General features: G+C 70.1%; 20 protein-coding genes. 19 read left to right on the top strand and 1 reads right to left on the bottom strand.

Annotated elements, in window-relative coordinates; all coding sequences use genetic code 11:
• The first annotated feature begins 97 nt into the window (after positions 1 to 97).
• From QFZ74_RS17150 to QFZ74_RS17060, 19 genes are all read left to right on the top strand, one after another.
• Positions 98 to 1,519, top strand: a complete 1,422-nt coding sequence (locus QFZ74_RS17150) for a phage major capsid protein (protein ID WP_307621691.1) — start codon at positions 98 to 100, stop codon at positions 1,517 to 1,519.
• Positions 1,520 to 1,594: 75 nt separating this feature from the next.
• The gene (locus QFZ74_RS17145; RefSeq protein ID WP_307621690.1) at positions 1,595 to 1,981 is read left to right on the top strand and encodes a hypothetical protein; all 387 of its coding nucleotides are present in this window, start codon (positions 1,595 to 1,597) and stop codon (positions 1,979 to 1,981) included.
• A gap of 9 nt (positions 1,982 to 1,990) precedes the next feature.
• Complete coding sequence (locus tag QFZ74_RS17140) at positions 1,991 to 2,248, top strand: hypothetical protein (protein WP_307621689.1); 258 nt, start codon at positions 1,991 to 1,993, stop codon at positions 2,246 to 2,248.
• Positions 2,249 to 2,275: 27 nt separating this feature from the next.
• Positions 2,276 to 2,848 carry a phage gp6-like head-tail connector protein gene (locus QFZ74_RS17135; protein ID WP_307621688.1) on the top strand — a complete coding sequence of 191 codons (573 nt, stop codon included), beginning with the start codon at positions 2,276 to 2,278 and terminating at the stop codon, positions 2,846 to 2,848.
• A 10-nt stretch (positions 2,849 to 2,858) separates the two neighbouring features.
• A complete protein-coding gene (locus QFZ74_RS17130; protein WP_307621687.1) occupies positions 2,859 to 3,308 on the top strand; it encodes a hypothetical protein in 450 nt (149 codons plus the stop codon).
• The gene (locus tag QFZ74_RS17125) at positions 3,308 to 3,499 is read left to right on the top strand and encodes a hypothetical protein (RefSeq protein WP_307621686.1); all 192 of its coding nucleotides are present in this window, start codon (positions 3,308 to 3,310) and stop codon (positions 3,497 to 3,499) included. The genes QFZ74_RS17130 and QFZ74_RS17125 overlap by 1 nt, the downstream gene beginning before the upstream one ends.
• Positions 3,492 to 4,229 (top strand): hypothetical protein, encoded by a 738-nt coding sequence (locus QFZ74_RS17120; protein ID WP_307621685.1) that lies wholly within the window; start codon positions 3,492 to 3,494, stop codon positions 4,227 to 4,229. The genes QFZ74_RS17125 and QFZ74_RS17120 overlap by 8 nt, the downstream gene beginning before the upstream one ends.
• A 58-nt stretch (positions 4,230 to 4,287) precedes the next feature.
• Positions 4,288 to 4,698, top strand: coding sequence for a phage tail tube protein (locus QFZ74_RS17115; RefSeq protein ID WP_307621684.1), 411 nt, complete (start codon positions 4,288 to 4,290; stop codon positions 4,696 to 4,698).
• Entirely contained in the window at positions 4,698 to 5,213 is a 516-nt protein-coding gene (locus tag QFZ74_RS17110; RefSeq protein WP_307621683.1) for a hypothetical protein, read from the top strand. The genes QFZ74_RS17115 and QFZ74_RS17110 overlap by 1 nt, the downstream gene beginning before the upstream one ends.
• Positions 5,214 to 5,226: 13 nt before the next feature.
• Positions 5,227 to 5,637, top strand: a complete 411-nt coding sequence (locus QFZ74_RS17105) for a hypothetical protein (protein ID WP_307621682.1) — start codon at positions 5,227 to 5,229, stop codon at positions 5,635 to 5,637.
• 177 nt (positions 5,638 to 5,814) lie between these two features.
• Entirely contained in the window at positions 5,815 to 8,067 is a 2,253-nt protein-coding gene (locus QFZ74_RS17100) for a phage tail tape measure protein (protein WP_307621681.1), read from the top strand.
• An 18-nt stretch (positions 8,068 to 8,085) separates the two neighbouring features.
• Positions 8,086 to 11,907 (top strand): hypothetical protein, encoded by a 3,822-nt coding sequence (locus QFZ74_RS17095; protein WP_307621680.1) that lies wholly within the window; start codon positions 8,086 to 8,088, stop codon positions 11,905 to 11,907.
• 10 nt (positions 11,908 to 11,917) lie between these two features.
• A complete protein-coding gene (locus QFZ74_RS17090; RefSeq protein ID WP_307621679.1) occupies positions 11,918 to 12,439 on the top strand; it encodes a hypothetical protein in 522 nt (173 codons plus the stop codon).
• Between the two features lie 72 nt (positions 12,440 to 12,511).
• Positions 12,512 to 12,766, top strand: a complete 255-nt coding sequence (locus QFZ74_RS17085; RefSeq protein WP_307621678.1) for a hypothetical protein — start codon at positions 12,512 to 12,514, stop codon at positions 12,764 to 12,766.
• Positions 12,766 to 13,674 (top strand): N-acetylmuramoyl-L-alanine amidase, encoded by a 909-nt coding sequence (locus QFZ74_RS17080; protein ID WP_307621677.1) that lies wholly within the window; start codon positions 12,766 to 12,768, stop codon positions 13,672 to 13,674. Before QFZ74_RS17085 ends, QFZ74_RS17080 begins: the two co-directional genes overlap by 1 nt.
• A complete protein-coding gene (locus tag QFZ74_RS17075; RefSeq protein ID WP_307621676.1) occupies positions 13,671 to 13,976 on the top strand; it encodes a hypothetical protein in 306 nt (101 codons plus the stop codon). The genes QFZ74_RS17080 and QFZ74_RS17075 overlap by 4 nt, the downstream gene beginning before the upstream one ends.
• A gap of 24 nt (positions 13,977 to 14,000) precedes the next feature.
• Positions 14,001 to 14,228 (top strand): holin, encoded by a 228-nt coding sequence (locus tag QFZ74_RS17070; RefSeq protein WP_307621675.1) that lies wholly within the window; start codon positions 14,001 to 14,003, stop codon positions 14,226 to 14,228.
• 40 nt (positions 14,229 to 14,268) lie between these two features.
• On the top strand, positions 14,269 to 14,535 hold the full coding sequence (locus tag QFZ74_RS17065) for a hypothetical protein (protein ID WP_307621674.1): 267 nt from the start codon (positions 14,269 to 14,271) through the stop codon (positions 14,533 to 14,535).
• Entirely contained in the window at positions 14,532 to 15,215 is a 684-nt protein-coding gene (locus QFZ74_RS17060) for a collagen-like protein (RefSeq protein WP_307621673.1), read from the top strand. Before QFZ74_RS17065 ends, QFZ74_RS17060 begins: the two co-directional genes overlap by 4 nt.
• 59 nt (positions 15,216 to 15,274) lie before the next feature.
• On the opposite strand, the gene QFZ74_RS17055 is transcribed toward QFZ74_RS17060, so the two are convergent.
• A complete protein-coding gene (locus QFZ74_RS17055; protein WP_307621672.1) occupies positions 15,275 to 16,075 on the bottom strand; it encodes a GntR family transcriptional regulator in 801 nt (266 codons plus the stop codon).
• Between the last annotated feature and the right edge of the window lie 60 nt (positions 16,076 to 16,135).

The raw sequence follows: 16,135 nt of genomic DNA, 5'->3' as shown, positions 1-16,135 counted from the left end.
CTCCGCCCTGTGCCGCCCGGCAGATGTCCCGGGTGGGCCGTGGCCCCGCTGTAGCTGCACCCACCCACGACTCCATCTGCACGGAGGGAACACACCCATGCCCGGAACCATCGACGACCTGATCGCCTCCATCGAGGTCGAGCTGGAGGCCGCCCAGAAGCGGCTGAAGAAGTGCGGCGCCGAGGTCCAGCTGATCCTCGACAAGGCACAGCAGGACGGCCGCTCCAATCTCACCCCGGATGAGGACGAGCGGGTCGCCGAGCTGTTCGCCGCGCGCGACCAGGCCCGCTCCGACATCACCGGCATCGAGAACAAGCTGGCCACCACGCAGAAGCTGAAGACCGAGGAGATGGAGCGGGAGGCGAAGCAGAAGGAGGTCCGCGAGACGCAGACCCGCAAGCCCGCCTACGACAAGGTCGCCCGCGTCGGCCAGGAGGAGCGGACCTACCGCAAGGACCAGGACCCGCTCGGCAAGAACTTCCTGATGGACATCTGCCGGCAGTACTCCTACCAGGACGTCGAGGCCGCGTCCCGGCTCGCCCGGCACATGCAGGAGGAGCGCGTCGAGCGCGCCGAGTACCTCCAGCGCGCGGTCGGTACGTCGGCCTTCCAGGGCCTGACGGTGCCGCAGTACCTGACGGACATGTACGCCCCGGCCACCGCCGCGCTGCGGCCGTTCGCGGATGCCTGCAACCGGCACCCGCTGCCGGAGTCCGGCATGTCCATCGAGATCTCCCGCATCACCACCCCGTCCGACGCCGGGCTCCAGGCCTCGCAGAACACGTCGGTCACCAACCAGGACATGGACGACACTCAGCTGTCCGTCCCGGTGAAGACCGCGGCCGGCCAGCAGACCGTATCCCGTCAGGCGATCGACCGGGGTACGGGCATCGAGGACGTCACCATGCAGGACCTGTTCACCCGGGTCGCGACCCGGCTGGACGCCACCCTGCTCAACGAGGCGACCACGGGCCTGAGCAGCGTGGCGCAGGCCGTCGCCTACACCGACGCCACCCCGACCGGCGCCGAGCTGTACCCGAAGATCCTCGGCGCGGCTGCGGGCGTCGAGGCCGCGATGCTGGCGATGGGGGCGCCCACCCACGCGGTGATGCACTCGCGGCGCTGGTACTGGCTGTCCAGCCAGATGTCCAACACGTGGCCGATGGTGAACTTCACCAACCTGCCCGTGCAGGCCGCGGCGCAGGCCAACCCGGACAGCTCCTACGCGTCCGGCCCGCGCGGCGTACTGCCCTGCGGCCTCCAGGTCATCGTCGACAACAACATCGCCACCAACCTGGGCGCGGGCACGAACGAGGACGAGGTGTACGTCGTGCCGTCCTCGGAGTGCCACCTGTGGGAGGACCCGAACGCGCCGCTGTTCATCCGTGCCGAGCAGGCCGCGGCGGCGTCCCTCGGCGTCGTCCTGGTCGCCTACAGCTACTTCGCGTACACCTTCCAGCGCTACGCGAACGGCATGCAGAAGGTCGGCGGCACGGGCCTGATCACGCCCGCCTTCTGACCGTCCCTTACCGCGTGGCCCGGACGACTCCCCGGGCCACGCGGTCCGCCACGGCACCACGGACGGGAGGTCCTCATGCCGACTCTTCAGGCCCTCGGCGGCGACCGGCTGCCGAACTCTGCACGGCTCTCACAGGCGCAGACAGGGAACGGCGTCTCGACGAACGTCCTCGACCGCGGGGCGGCCGTCGAACGGCCCGCGCTGCTCGCCATCACCACCACGGCCGGCGCCACGCCGACATGCACCTACGCGATCGAGGGGTCGGCGGACGGCACCGCCTGGTTCGCCGTCTCCTACGCCGACCCGGCCACCCCGGACACCGGGGCCGTCGCCACGTTCGCGCTCACCGCGTCGGGAACGACGCTGAAGATCCTCCGGCCGAATCAGCCGTGGCGGTACCTGCGGCTGACGTACTCGGCGAACACCAACGTCACGAACACCGTCGACGTGACCGTCTTCTGAGGAGGCCCCATGGCCAGCAAGAACGACACGATGATCGCCGCCCTGCTGCGGGAGCGCGAAGGCTACGAGCGACGCGGCCTGGAGGACCGGGTGCGCCAGGTCGACGAGCAGCTGAAGCACCACGGCTACGCCCCGGAGGACGACAGCACCGGCCCGCGCGGGCGTACCGCCACGCCGCAGCAGACCGCCCAGCAGGGCAAGCCCGAGCCGAAGAAGCCGGCCGCGAAGAAGGCGGCGGCCGCGCCGAGCGCGCCCCAGTCCGAGTGATGCCCGGTGGCGCACGAGTATGGAACCTTGGCCGCGCTGCGCAAGCGCCTCGGTGCCGAGGCCGCGGACACGAGCCGCGACGACGAGCTGACGGCAGCGCTGGCCGCGGCGTCCCGCGGTATCGACCGGGCGACTGGACGGCGCTTCTGGCTGGACGACACGCCCGTGTCCCGCGTCTTCCGGCTGCCCGGGCGCGTGGTGTGCGAGCCGGACGGCGACCTGCTCCTGGTCGACGACATCGGCGACGACACCGGCCTCACGGTCGAGGCCGGTACGACGGGACCGTGGTCGGCCCTCGTCGACTGGGAGACCCAGCCGGACAACGCGCTCGCGGACGGCCGGCCCATCACCGGCCTGCTCCGGGCGGGCAGCTGGGGTGCCGCCACGGCCCGCGTTCGGATCACGGCCCGCTTCGGCTGGCCGGCCGTTCCCGACGACATCACCGAGGCGACCCTGATCCAGGCCACCCGCCTGTACAAGCGCAAGGACAGCCCTGAGGGCATCATCGGCTCGGCCGAGTGGGGCGTGCGCAACCTCTCCCGCCGGGACCCGGACGTGTGGGCGCTGATCGAGCCGTTCATCCTGCCGGGCTTCGGATAGGGGGCGCGCTGTGCAGATCTCCGCTGTGCGCGAGGCCATTGCCGACGCGGCCCGCGCGGTCGTCCTGCCGGACGGCATCGCGAAGCTGACCTGCTCCGGGTACGTGCCCGACAGCGTCATCGCGCCGCACTTCTTCGTCGCTGAGTACGAGCAGGACTTCGACCGGGTCATGGGCCGCGGCCTGGACGAGCTGACGTTCACCACCCGAGTCCTGGTCGCACGCACCGACGACGTCTACTCGCAGCGTGTCCTGGACGGGATGCTCTCCGGCTCTGGGCCGGCCTCGCTCAAGGCCGCGATCGAGGCGGCCCGCGGTGCTCCCGGCGAGTACGCGCTGGGCGGCCTCGCGCATGACCTGCACGTGGTGCGGGTGCAGGGCTATCGCTGGTACGAGCACGCGGGCACGACCTACGTGGGCGCCGAGCTGACCATCAAGGTCATCGGAGACGGGAGCACCTGATGAAGATCCGTATCACCCAGGGCATGCCGGAGGGCGCTCAGCTCAACGGCGACCCATGGCCCGCCGAAGGCGACGAGGTCGACCTGCCGACCGCGCAGGCCGCGCACCTGGTCGCCTCCGGCGTCGCTGAGGAGGTCGTCGACAAGCCGACCGGCAGCCGCAAGAGCAGGAAGGCGGCGGACGGTGAGTAAGACGGTCCTGACCAACGTGCGGTGCTTCGCCGCCGGGCTCGACCTGACCAGCAGCTCCAACAAGATCGAGCTGTCCTCCGAGGTGGAAGAGAAGGAGTCCACGAACTACGCCTCGCAGGGCTGGAAGGAAGTCCTCGGAGGACTGGCCTCGGCAGAGATCTCCGGCGAAGGGCAGTGGGAAGCAGCCGACGCCACGAAGGTCGATGACGCGTCATGGGCGCAGTTCGGCGGCGTGGGGCCGTGGTCGATCAGCGCGAACAACGCTGCGAACGTCGGCGATCTGGCGTACTTCACCCAGGCCCTGCGCTGCGACTACAAGCTGTTCGATGCCGTCGGCGAGGTCGCGCCCTGGTCGTCGACCGCGAAGAGCAACTGGCCGCTGGTGCGCGGCCAGTTCGCCCACTCGCCCGGCACTGCCCGTACCGCCACCGGTACGGGAACCGGCCTGAACCTCGGTGCGGTCGCGGCCGGAAGGCGCCTGCACGCCGCGCTGCACGTGCTGTCCGTGGCTGGCACCACGCCGTCCATCACCGCGCGCGTCGAGTCCAGCGTGGACAACACGTTCGCCAGCCCGACCACGCGGCTGACGTTCACCGCGGCGACCGCGGTGGGCGGGCAGATCCTACGGACGGCAGGAACTGCCATCACCGATCCGTGGTGGCGGGTGGCGTGGACGATCAGCGGCACCACTCCGTCGTTCCTGTTCACGGCCGCTCTCGGCATCCAGTAGCCCGACTGATCATCCTGGCCCGCCTCTGGGCCCCGTGTCACGCCCTGAAGGAGGGCCCATGCCCAAGATGGTTCTGCTCGCCCAGTACCTGTCGATCAACGGCCAGCCCCTGACCGCCTTCACCAAGAAGGCAGAGCTGTCCGTCGAGGTCGAGGAGAAGGACGTCACCAACTACGCCTCGCTGGGCTGGAAGGAAGTCCTCGGCGGGCTCAAGTCCGGTGAGCTCGGCTGTGAGTTCCTTCAGGACTTCGCCGCCTCCCAGCTCGACGCTCTCATGTGGCCGCTGCTGGGCACCGTTGTGCCGTTCGAGGTCCGCGCCGACCAGGGCGCCGTGTCCGTCAGCAACCCGAAGTACTCGGGGAACATCCTGATCAACGGCTGGAACCCGATCTCTGGGTCGGTCGGTGACGAGGCCACCGTCTCGCTCGGCTTCCCCACCTCCGGGGCTGTGGCCCGCGGAACCACCTGATGGCCAGCGGCGGGCCGCCGTTCTCCCTCGGCGTGGAAGCACACGACGCCCTGGCGGCCCTGGCGCGTGCGATCCGTGCCGAGGAGGACGGCAAGCAGCTGCGCAAGGAGCTCGCGAAGAACATGCGCGAGGCGCTCAAGCCCGGAGCGCAGCAGGCGAAGAGCGGCATCATGGCGATGCCGAGCTCGGGACTCATGCCGACCGCGCCCGCGCTGCGGTCGGCGATCGCCCGGAAGATCCGGCCTGAGGTGAAGCTGGGCGGCCGCTGGTCCGGTGCCCGCGTGAAGGCCTTCAAGACCAAGAACGTTCGCGGCTTCCCCAACGCGCCCAAGCGCACCAACCGAGCCTCCGGGTGGCGCCACCCCGTGTGGGGCAACCGCGAGGTCTGGATCCAGCAGCACGGAAAGCTGGAGTGGTTCGACCGCGCGTTCCAGGGCCGCGAAGGCATCTACAAGGCGGCCGCGGAACAAGCGATGGAAGACATGGCCCGGCGCATCGCGTCCCGGGCCCGATGATGGGGGGACACCCGTGTACCTGGTTTACAGCCCTGAGGGCAGCGAAGAGCCGAAGCGGTGGAAGTACCAGCCGAAGAAGCTGATGAGCGCCGAGCGGGAGATGGTCGAGCGGTACACCGGACGCAACTTCTCCGAGTTCACCGTGGACGTGCAGAAGGGCAACAGCAAGTGCCGGCGGGCGCTGCTGTACCTGTACCTCAAGCGGGAGCACCCGACGCTGAAGTTCGACGACGTCGACTTCGCCTGGGATGAGCTGACCCTGGAGCACTCCAAGGGCGAGCTGCTGCTGATGCGCGAGAACGTCATCGACTCCGTCTCTGCCGACCAGTTGCAGGCCGTGCTGGAGAAGCTCGACGAGGAGATCGCCCAGGCCTACGAGGACCCCGACGAGCAGGGAAAAGCCCAGCTGCCGATCGCCGACTGAGGCGCCTCGGCGACGCCGCCCACCTGCTCCACATGCGCCCCCGCGACTGGGACGCGTGCACCGTCGAGGAGGCGGACGCGCTGCTGGACTGGCTCGACGCCTACGAGAAGGCCCAGCAGGAAGTCAACGACAAGCTGAAATCGGGGCGGTGACCGCCCCCTGATCACAGGGGGCGGGATGAGCGATACGTCACTCGTGTTCAACCTCGTAGCCCGCGACCGCGCGAGCGAGGAACTCGGCAAGGTCCGGGAGAAGTTCGACACGGCCGCCACCGGCATCGCGGCGGGCGTGGCCGGCGCCCTCGGGGTGGGTGTAGCGCAGTCCCTGGACATGTCGGCGGCGAACGCGAAGCTGACCGCGCAGCTGGGCGTCGGACCCGCCGAGGCAGCGAAGCTGTCCAAGGTGTCTGCGGACGTGTACGCGCAGGCCTGGGGCGACTCGTCCGAGACCGTCAATGAGGCCATCAAGGGCGTCTACCAGAACATCGGCAGCACGGCGAAGGCCAAAGGCGGGCTGGAGGGGCTCACCAGCAAGGCGCTCGCGCTCGCCGAGGCGTTCGACCAGGAAGTGGGCCCGACCACCGCGGCCGTCGGGCAGATGCTCAAGACCGGCCTGGCGAAGAACGCCGACGAGGCGTTCGACATCCTCACCCGCGGCTTCCAGTCCGGCGCCAACAAGGCCGACGATCTGCTGGACACCATCAACGAGTACGGCACTCAGTGGAGGAAGTTCGGCCTGGACGGTCAGACCGCCATGGGGCTGCTCTCCCAGGGACTCCAGGCCGGCGCCCGCGACGCCGACATCGTCGCCGACGCCATCAAGGAATTCAGCATCAGGGCCATCGACGGCTCGAAGAACACCGTGGCCGGATTCGAGGCCATAGGCCTGGACGCCGGCACGATGGCCAAGCGGATCAGCAAGGGCGGCAAGTCCGCGGCGGACGCCCTCGACCTGACGCTCGACAAGCTGCGCCAGATGCCCGACAAGAACGACCGGGCTGCCAACGCCGTGCGACTCTTCGGCACCCAGGCCGAGGACCTCGGGGACGCCCTGTACGCCCTCGATCCGTCGAAGGCGACGTCCGCCCTCGGGCAGGTCGGCGGCGCCGCGGACAAGGCGATGAAGGCGCTGTCGGAATCGCCGGCCAAGACGCTGGAGCGCTTCAAGCGGACGGCCATGACCAAGCTCGCCGAGGTGTCCGGGTCGTTCCTCCAGTTCGCCGCGGACAACAAGGGCGTGATGGAGCCGCTGGCGTACACCCTCGGCGGGATCGCGGCCGCCGTTCTGGCGGTCCGCACCGGGATGACGGTGTGGGCTGCCGCCCAGACCGCGTGGGCCGCGGCCACGGCCGTCGCGACCGGCGCTCAGTGGCTGTGGAACTCAGCCCTGCTGGCGTCCCCGATCACATGGATCATCCTCGGCATCGTCGCCCTGGTCGCCGTGATCGTGCTGATCGCCACGAAGACGACCTGGTTCCAGACGCTGTGGTCGACCGTGTGGGGCGCGGTCCAGACCGCGATCTCTGCGGTGTGGAACTGGATCAAGGGAAACTGGCCGCTGCTGTTGGCTATCCTCACGGGCCCCATCGGCCTCGCCGTGCTCCTGATCACCAAGCACTGGGACAGCATCAAGTCCGGCACGGCCGCCGCCTGGAATGCGGTGTGGGGGTTCGTGAAATCCATCCCCGGCCGGATCGTCAACCTGTTCCTGAACTGGACCCTGCCGGGCCTGATCATCAAGCACTGGGACAGCATCAAGTCCGGCACGGTGCGGGTCGCCACGTCCACCGTGAACTGGGTCAAGGGCCTGCCCGGAAAGATCACCTCCGCCGTGTCGCCGCTCGGCTCACGGCTGTGGAACAGCGCCAGCGGCGCCTGGAGCCGTTTCCGCAGTGCCAGCGCAGACCGAATCTCCTCAGCCATCTCTCTGGTCCGCGGGCTGCCGGGGCGGGCCAGGAACGCGCTGGGCAACCTCGGAGGCCTGCTCTACAACTCCGGCGCAGCGCTCATCCGCGGCTTCATCAGCGGCATCCGGAACATGATCGGCTCCGTGCGCAACGCGGTGTCGAGCGTGGTGAGCGCGGCTCGCGACTACTTCCCCTTCAGCCCCGCCAAGGTCGGCCCGTTCTCCGGCAAGGGCTGGACGCTGTACTCCGGCCAGTCCCTCGTGGAGGGCTGGGCCGACGGCATCCACCAACGTCAGGGCGTGGCGGCCGGCGCCATGGCGGGCGTCACGCAGGCCACCGCCGACGCGGTGCACGGCCCGCTCACCACCGGCATGGCGCCCGTCATGGGCGCGGCCACCGCCAGCGGCGGCCCCCTCCGCGTCGTCATCGATGTGCGCGGCGCAGATGAGGACCTGAAGAGGCTGTTCCGGAAGATCGTCCGTATCGACGGGCGCGGCAGCGTTCAGACCGCTTTCAGTAAGTGAGCGAGGAAGGAGTGAGCGGTGGCGTTTCCCCAGACCCCGCTGGACATCCAGGCGGACCTGAAGATCGGCGGCGTGTGGCAGAACGTCACCGCGGATGTCTACACCCGCGACCTGATGACCATCACCCGTGGGCGCCCCGACGAGGGGGCCCGCTCCGACCCGGGCAAGTGCACGCTCACCTTCAACAACGGCGTCTCCAAGGTCAATCCGGCCGTCACCGGGCGCTACAGCCCCGGCAACCCGAACAGCGACCTGTACGGGCTGATCGGCCGCAACACCGAAGTACGCGTCCACGTCCCCGCAGGCAGCGCCCACCTGGAGCTGAACGGCGACGCCTCGGGCTACGTGTCCACCCCGGACACGGCCGCGCTGGACATCACCGGCGACCTCGACGTCCGCGTCGAACTCGACGCCGACCTCACCAGGGGAGCCCTCAACCAGACGATCATCGGAAAGTGGGGCGACACGGCCAGCGACCGGTCCTGGATCCTCCGGGTGTTCGGCGGCTACCTCCAGTTCCACTTCGTGCAGGCATCCGATCAGGCGGTGCGCACCGCCTTCACCGAGAGCGACACCTACGGCGGCAGGGCGCTGCGCTTCACCCTGGACGTCAACAACGGGAATGGCGGCTGGACCCTGCGCTTCTACCAGGCCGACTCCATCGACGGGCCCTGGACGCTGTTCTCCGGAGATCTGATCGGCAGCGGAACCCCGACACTTCAGACCACCAGTACGGAGCTGCGGATCGGCCCCACCGACTCCACCACCACACCCCCGCGGCAGCCGTTCATCGGCAGCGGCACCCGCTTCCAGGTGCGAAGCGGCATCAACGGAACCCTCGTCGCCGACGCCGACTTCCGCCCCCTCGACGACGGCACCACCAGCTTCACCGACAGCGTCGGCCGCGTGTGGACGGTCAAAGGCACCGCCGCCGTGCGCACGCGTGACGACCGGTTCCGCGGGGAGATCTCCGCCTGGCCGCCGCGCTGGGACGTCTCGGGTAAAGACGCGTGGACAGCAGTGGACGCGGCCGGACCACTGCGCCGTTATGGGCAGGGCGCCTCAGCCCTGCAATCCCCGCTGCGCCGCCGCCTGCCGACCTACAGCCCGCTGGCGTACTGGCCCCTGGAGGAAGGCGCCCAGGCCACCCAGGCATCCTCCCCTCTTCCCGGCGTACAGCCGCTCACCCTGTCCCACGTGAACTGGGGCCAGGCCGACTCCCTGATCTCCTCCGCACCGCTGCCGGTGCTGGCCTCAAGCGGCGGCGCGCTGGCTCAGATGCTGGGCCGCATTCCCGGACCCGCGGCCCCGCTTACCGAGTGGGGTGTGCAGTGGCTCTTCCGGCTCGACCAGCCGGACGCCACCACGCACACCCTGATGCGGATCCTGTGCACGGGCACCGTTGCCGAGTGGTACATCCAGGTCAGCAGCACCGGCTACACGATCCTCGCCAAGGACAGCGACGGCAGCACCCTCGTCAGCCAGACCACCGGTTGGGGCTTCCTCGGCAACATCTACGGCACGTGGATGAAGGCCGAGTTCAACGTCGTCCAGGACGGCAGCAACATCGACTGGCACATCGGCTGGGTGCCGCCTGACGGAGCCTCCGGAGCGACCAACGGAAGCATCAGCGGCACCGTCGGACGCCCGACCGCAGTGGCCTCACCACCGGATGGCTGGTCGCCTGCTCTCGACGGGACGGCACTCGGGCACATCACCGCGTGGCCGGCCGACGACAACTTCGGCTACGAGAACGCCATCAGCGCATGGCAGGGCGAACAGGCCGGACACCGGCTGCAGCGCCTGGCCCGCGAGGAAGACGTGCCGCTGACCGTGCGCGGCGTGATCGCCGAAGAGGAGCTCATGGGCTCCCAGCGCCAGCAGACCCTGCTGGACCTGCTCGCCGAGTGCGCTGCCTCCGACGGCGGCATCTTCATGGAACAGCGCTCCCGGCCCGGCCTGCACTACCGCGACCGCGCCACTCTGTACAGCCAGGTGCCGACCCTGACGCTCGACTACACGGCCGACGGGGAGGTGGGCCCACCGCTGGAACCGGTCGACGACGACGCGGACACCGTCAACGACGTCACCGTGACCCGGATCGACGGCTCTTCCGGCCGGGCCGTCCTCGAGGACGGCGCCCTGTCCGTGCAGTCCCCGCCTGACGGAGTCGGCCGCTACGAGAGCAGCGTGCAACTGTCGCTCGCCGACGACGCGCAGACCGAACCGATCGCCAACTGGCGGCTGCACCTGGGCACATGGGACGCGCCCCGCTACCCCGTGGTGCACGTCAACCTGGCAGCCGCCCCGCACCTGATCGATTCCGTTCTCGGCGTCGACCAAGGCGACCTGATCCGCATCACCAACCCTCCGAGATGGCTGCCGGCCGGCGACATCGACCTGATCGTGCAGGGCTACACGGAGTCGTTCGACCAGTACGGCTGGGACATCTACTTCACCTGCTCGCCGGCCGGGCCGTGGGCGGTGGGCGCGGTGGGGATCGTGGAGGACTTCAGCGACACGGACTACGCGGTCACGATCACCAACGGCGGCAACGCGCCCTGGACACGGTCCCAACTGCACTACAACACCGGCACCTGGAGCCTGCGTTCGGGAACGATCACCAACAACCAGACCAGCGACGCGATCGTGTCCGTCCCGCCCGGCGCCACCGAGCTGACCTTCTGGTACTGGACCAGCAGCGAGGCGTCCGGGACGGGCTTCGAGGGCGACCGGCTCCTGGTCCTCGTCGACGGCGTCCAAGTGATCCGCGCGCAGGGCACCACGCCCTGGACGTCCGCCACCATCGACGTCACCGGCGCGAGCACGGTGACGTTCCGGTACGCCAAGGACGCCTCGACCGCGGGGGGCGAGGACGCCGTGCACATCGACGATCTCACTTTCACGACGCAGGCGCCGATGCGCGTGGACGCCGACCCTGGCACGTCCACCATCGCCGTGGCGGCGACCTCGACGGCCGGCCAGCTCGTGGTCCACACCCCGGCCGCGCGCGACGACAAGCTGCCCGCCCCGTGGATCACCTCCGCTGGCCCAGCGCCGACGTACCTGGAGCAGTTTCCCTACGACATCAAGTTCGGCGGGGAGACCGCCCGGGTCACCGCGTGTGTGCCGGGGGCATGGGACACCTTCACCCGGACGGCATCCGGCGCGTGGGGCGGGGCGGACTGCGGCTTCGCCTGGGTGGAGACCGGCGGCAGCGCCTCAGACCGGTCCGTGAACGGGTCGGCGGGCGTCATCACGCTGGCCGCGGCGAAGGACACCGTCCGCTTCCAGCGGATCATCGGCGGCATCGCAGACTGTGAGGTCCTGGTCCGGATGAGCGTCGACCAGATCGCGACCGGCGCCAGCTTCATCCCAGCCGTCCTGCTCCGCTACGTGGACGCGGCCAACTACTACCGGGCCCGGCTGCACTTCAACCCGGGCGGCGGCATGCTCGCTTCGGTCACCCGGGACACCACCCTCATCGGACCCACCAACACGCTGCCGTACACGTACACCGCCGGAGCCTGGTTCTGGCTACGGGCCCGCCTCACCGGGCACCGCGTGCAGGTGCGGGCATGGCCCGACGGGCAGGCCGAGCCGGGCACGTGGCACTCCGACCAGACCATCACCACCGCGCCCATCGCCACGGGTCAGATCGGTCTCGCGGGTTCGTCGCTCACCGGGAACACCAACACCAACCCCCAGCTGCGCTACGACGATTACACGATCGTCACCCCGCAGCTGATGACCGTGCAGCGCTCCCGCAACGGCATCGTCAAGGGCCACGACGTGGGCACCGAGGTGCGCCTGGCACGACCCGCCATCGTCGCACTGTAGGAGGTTCCCGTTGTCCCAATATCCGCTGATCCAGCCCGGGCGGATCGTCAACGTATCCCTGTTGCAGAGCATGCTGCCGCTGGAGGCGTACAAGCCAGGCGACACCAGCCGCAACAACACCGTCACGCTGGCCGACGACCCCGACCTGTTCCTAATCCTGGAAGCGCAGGCCACCTACCGCGTCGAGGCGTTCATCCACTACAGCGCCTCGGCCACCGAACAGATCCAGATCGCATGGAACGCCCCCGCCGGGTCCAGCGGCCTGCGGTCCGCCTGGGGCATGGCGCAGACAGTCAACGACTCCTCGGCCAACGGCCCGCAGGGCGATGGCAGGTGGGGGATCCACGGGTTCGGGACCGCTCGCGCCTACGGCACCCGCAGCGGCACCAACCAGCTGCTGGCCTGGGAGACCGGGAACATCATCACCGCCGGTGCCGGGACGCTCGCCGTGCAGTGGGCGCAGAACGTATCCGGCGCCAACATGACCAGGGTCGCGGCCGGTTCGTACATGCGGGCCAAACGCATCGCCTGACCGCCTCCTGACCGCCCCCGCTCTTCGCCTCGCGCCGTCCGGCCGGGGCGCTCTTCATGCCCGGGAGGGCCCATGCAACAGCAACCCCCGTCCGTCGGACAGATCGCCCACGGCACCCCGGTCCGCGTGGACGGCAGCCAGGCGTACACCGCCCAGTGCCGTGCCGCGATCGTCACCGCCGTGAGCGACGACCCGGAGATCGTCGGTCTGGCGGTGCTTACCCCGACCGGGGCGTCCTTCCACGAGGCCGTCGGACACTTCGAGCCCGAGGACCCGGCGAACATCCGCCACGCGGGCGGCACCTGGCACTGGCCGGAGCGTGTCTGATGGCAAAGCCGATGTCCGCTGCCCAGTTCGCTGCTGCGCTCAGAGCGGAGGGTGTCACCGTCGTCGAGGTCGGCGACTGGGAGCGCCACAACCGCAACCACATGGGCCCGTGGGGGCCCGTCAACGGCGTGATGATCCACCACACCGTCACGTCCGGCACCGCCAACACGGTCGCGCTCTGCCGCGACGGACACAGCGCCCTGCCCGGCCCGCTGTGCCACGGTGTCATCGCCAAGGACGGCCGCGTGCACCTCGTCGGCTACGGCCGCGCCAATCACGCCGGGCTGGGCGACCCCGACGTCCTGGCCGCGGTCATCGCCGAACGGCCGGCGCCGCACGACGATGAGGCCAGCGTCGACGGCAACCGGCACTTCTACGGCTTCGAGTGCGAGAACCTTGGCGACGGCCAGGACCCGTGGCCCGACGTCCAACTGGAGGCGATCGAGCGGGTCGCCGCGGCGATCTGCCGCCACCACGGCTGGGGCCCGCTGTCGGTGATCGGGCACCTGGAGTGGCAGCCCGGCAAGGTCGACCCGCGCGGCTTCGGCATGGACTGGCTGCGCGCCCGGATCGCCGACCGGCTCAAGACCAGCAAGCCCGCCCCGCTGCCGAAGCCGAAGAAGCCGGTGGTCGACCTGTCCAAGCTGGTCGCCGCAGCCAGGTCCAACCCCAAGGCGAGCGGCACGCCGGTCACCTACGGCGGCGTGCGGATCGTCGAGGCCGCGCTCGTCAACGCCGGATACCTGTCGAAGGCGTACTCCGACGGCCACTTCGGATCGGCCACCGTCGACGCCTACGCCAAGTGGCAGCGCCACCTCGGCTACAGCGGCTCGGCCGCAGACGGCATCCCCGGCATGACCAGCCTCACCCAACTGGGCCGCGCGCATGGCTTCGAGGTCGTCACGTGAGCGCGCCGCGCGGTACGCCACCGTCCGACTGGCCGGGCCTGGAGATGGTCGGCATGACCCGTCTCACCGACGAGATCTACTACGGCTGGCTCGCCCACGAGACCAACCCGACGTTCTGGCACTGGTGCCCGAAGATGGCCGCCCTGCCCGAAGAGCGCACGGTCCACCGCCCGTGGGTGGCGGCCGGGACAAGCGCACACACGCTCGTCGCCCGCGAGCCTCTGCACCTCGAACCGTCCCTGCTGTGGCAGTGCTGCGGCACGCACGGCTTCGTCCGTAACGGGGCCTGGATCCCCGCCTGACCTCTCACGATTGGAGAACCCCTGATGGCCAACGCGCCCATCGAGCAGAAGGTGAAGGCGGCCACGTCCGCGACCTTCGTCGTCTCGCTCCTCATCGCCGTCCTCAACACGGTCGCCGCCGACGACTCCCTGCTGCAGCCGCTGCCCGCATGGGTGCAGGCGCTCGTGCTCGCGCTCGCGCCGGCGGGGCTGACGTTCCTGTCGGGGTGGGCCGCCGCACACACGCCGCGTGGCCCGCGCGTGGAGTCCTGACCCTGCCTCATGAGCTCGCCGAGGAAGGGATGGTGGTGGCGTGGACGCGGCCGTGCTCGCAGCGATCGGCAGCCTGATCGCGGGGCCCGTGGCCGCGTTCGCCGCCATGTACGGCAGCCGCGGCGCGACCAGGGCGGCGCAGCAGTCCAGCGCGGCGACGATGTACGACAGCCTGACGCAACGGCTCGCCGCGGAGCGGGACAAGGCCGAGGCGGACCAGGCGAAAGCGGAGGCCCGGGTCGAGGTGCTCGAACTCGAAAACGCGCGGCTCAGGCTGCAGGTGGAACGGCTCGGGGGGACGCCATGACGCGGGCCGAGACGGTTTTCCACCAGGCACGGCACTTGCTGTGGGCGACCGCCATCCTGCTGTTCCTCGGTGGCGCGGTCGCCGTGTCGTACCTCCTCATCGACCGCGACCGCATGGCCAACCAGCTGGCGCACGAGGCGGACCTGCGGGGGCAGGCCGTGAGCACGCTGGCGGGGAACGTCCGCGCACTGCGGCAGCAGGTGAAGGCCAAGGGCGGGACCCCGGTGGCGCCGGACCCGACGCGCGCGGTCGCAGACCTCCCCGACCGGGCTGAGGTGCCAGTGCCGATCCCGGGCCCGCCCGGACCGCGCGGCGTACCCGGATCTCCAGGCCCGTCTGGTTCGCCGGGAGCCTCCGGAGCGCCCGGCCGGAGCGGGACCGACGGCAGCCCAGGCGCGAGCGGAGCACCAGGCGCGGTCGGACCGACCGGGCCCCCAGGCGCCAAGGGCGACCCCGGAGCCGTCGGTCCCGCCGGACCACAGGGCGAGCGCGGCGAGAAGGGCGACACCGGCGAGCGCGGACCCGCCGGGCCGAACTGCCCGGACAGCTACAGCCTCCAAGCCCCGTCGTGGGATCCGGACGCACTCGTCTGCAGGCGAGACGGCGCGCCCGATCCCAAGCCCGGCACCGGCGGCGGGCTGCTGTCCGCTGGCCTCGACCCGCGCCGCGAGTACGAATGACGACGCCCCCTGCACGGCCCCCCTTGGGCTGTGCAGGGGGCGTTTCGTCATGCCCGAGGTCAGTCGTCCAGATCGATACGGAAGTCGACGATCGTGGTGTCGCCGCGGCGGACGATCGGGTGCGCGACCTCCACGACGCGGCCTGTGTCGGCGAGGTGCTTGCGGGTGTACCGCAGGACGGGGACGCCGCTGCCTATGCGGAGCGTCGCCGCCTCCAGCTCGGTCGGCATGCCCGCGGTGAACGACTCCGTGATCTGGCTGATGCGGACGCCGAGGCTGGCCATCTGCGCCCTGGTGCCGCCCGGCCAGGGCTCGTTGATGGGGTCGGCTACCGGTGTCCCGGCGACATCGGACCACCGCACGTAGCTGGTCGACATCTGGGTGGGCTGGTCGTTGTCGTAGAACACGAAGTGCCGCGCGAGCAGCCGCTCGCCGACCTCGCACTCGAACAGGCCGGCCAGCATGGCGTCGGCCTGGACGCGCTCGAACCGCTTGTCGAGCCGGTACTCGGACCAGCCGATGCCCTGATCCCGGGTGTATGGCGTGGACTTGGCGCCTGGCGTGGACCGGTAGCGGTCGGCGGCCATGCGGTGGATCGGCGGCCGCGGGCGCACCCGGGTGCCGGCGCGGGCCCGGGTCTCGATGAGCCCTTCGGTGGCGAGCAGTCGGAGCGCGTTGCGGATGGTGGTCTCGGACACGCCGTGCATCGCGCACAGGGCGGGCAGCGTGGGCAGCTGGTCGCCCGGGGCGAGTTGGCCGGAGGTGATGCGCTGTCGCAGTTCACCGGCGATGCGCAGGTACTCGGGCTGGGCCACTGCCGTACTCCCACGGTCGATGATCGCGTCAATCTGAGTACACATACTCTCCCCTGCCTCTTGACCAGCGCCAACTCCGGCGACAATCTGAGTACAGATAAGCAC

Source organism: Streptomyces sp. V3I7 (assembly GCF_030817495.1).
Lineage (GTDB): Bacteria > Actinomycetota > Actinomycetes > Streptomycetales > Streptomycetaceae > Streptomyces.
This window is presented reverse-complemented; position numbering and strand designations above follow the sequence as displayed.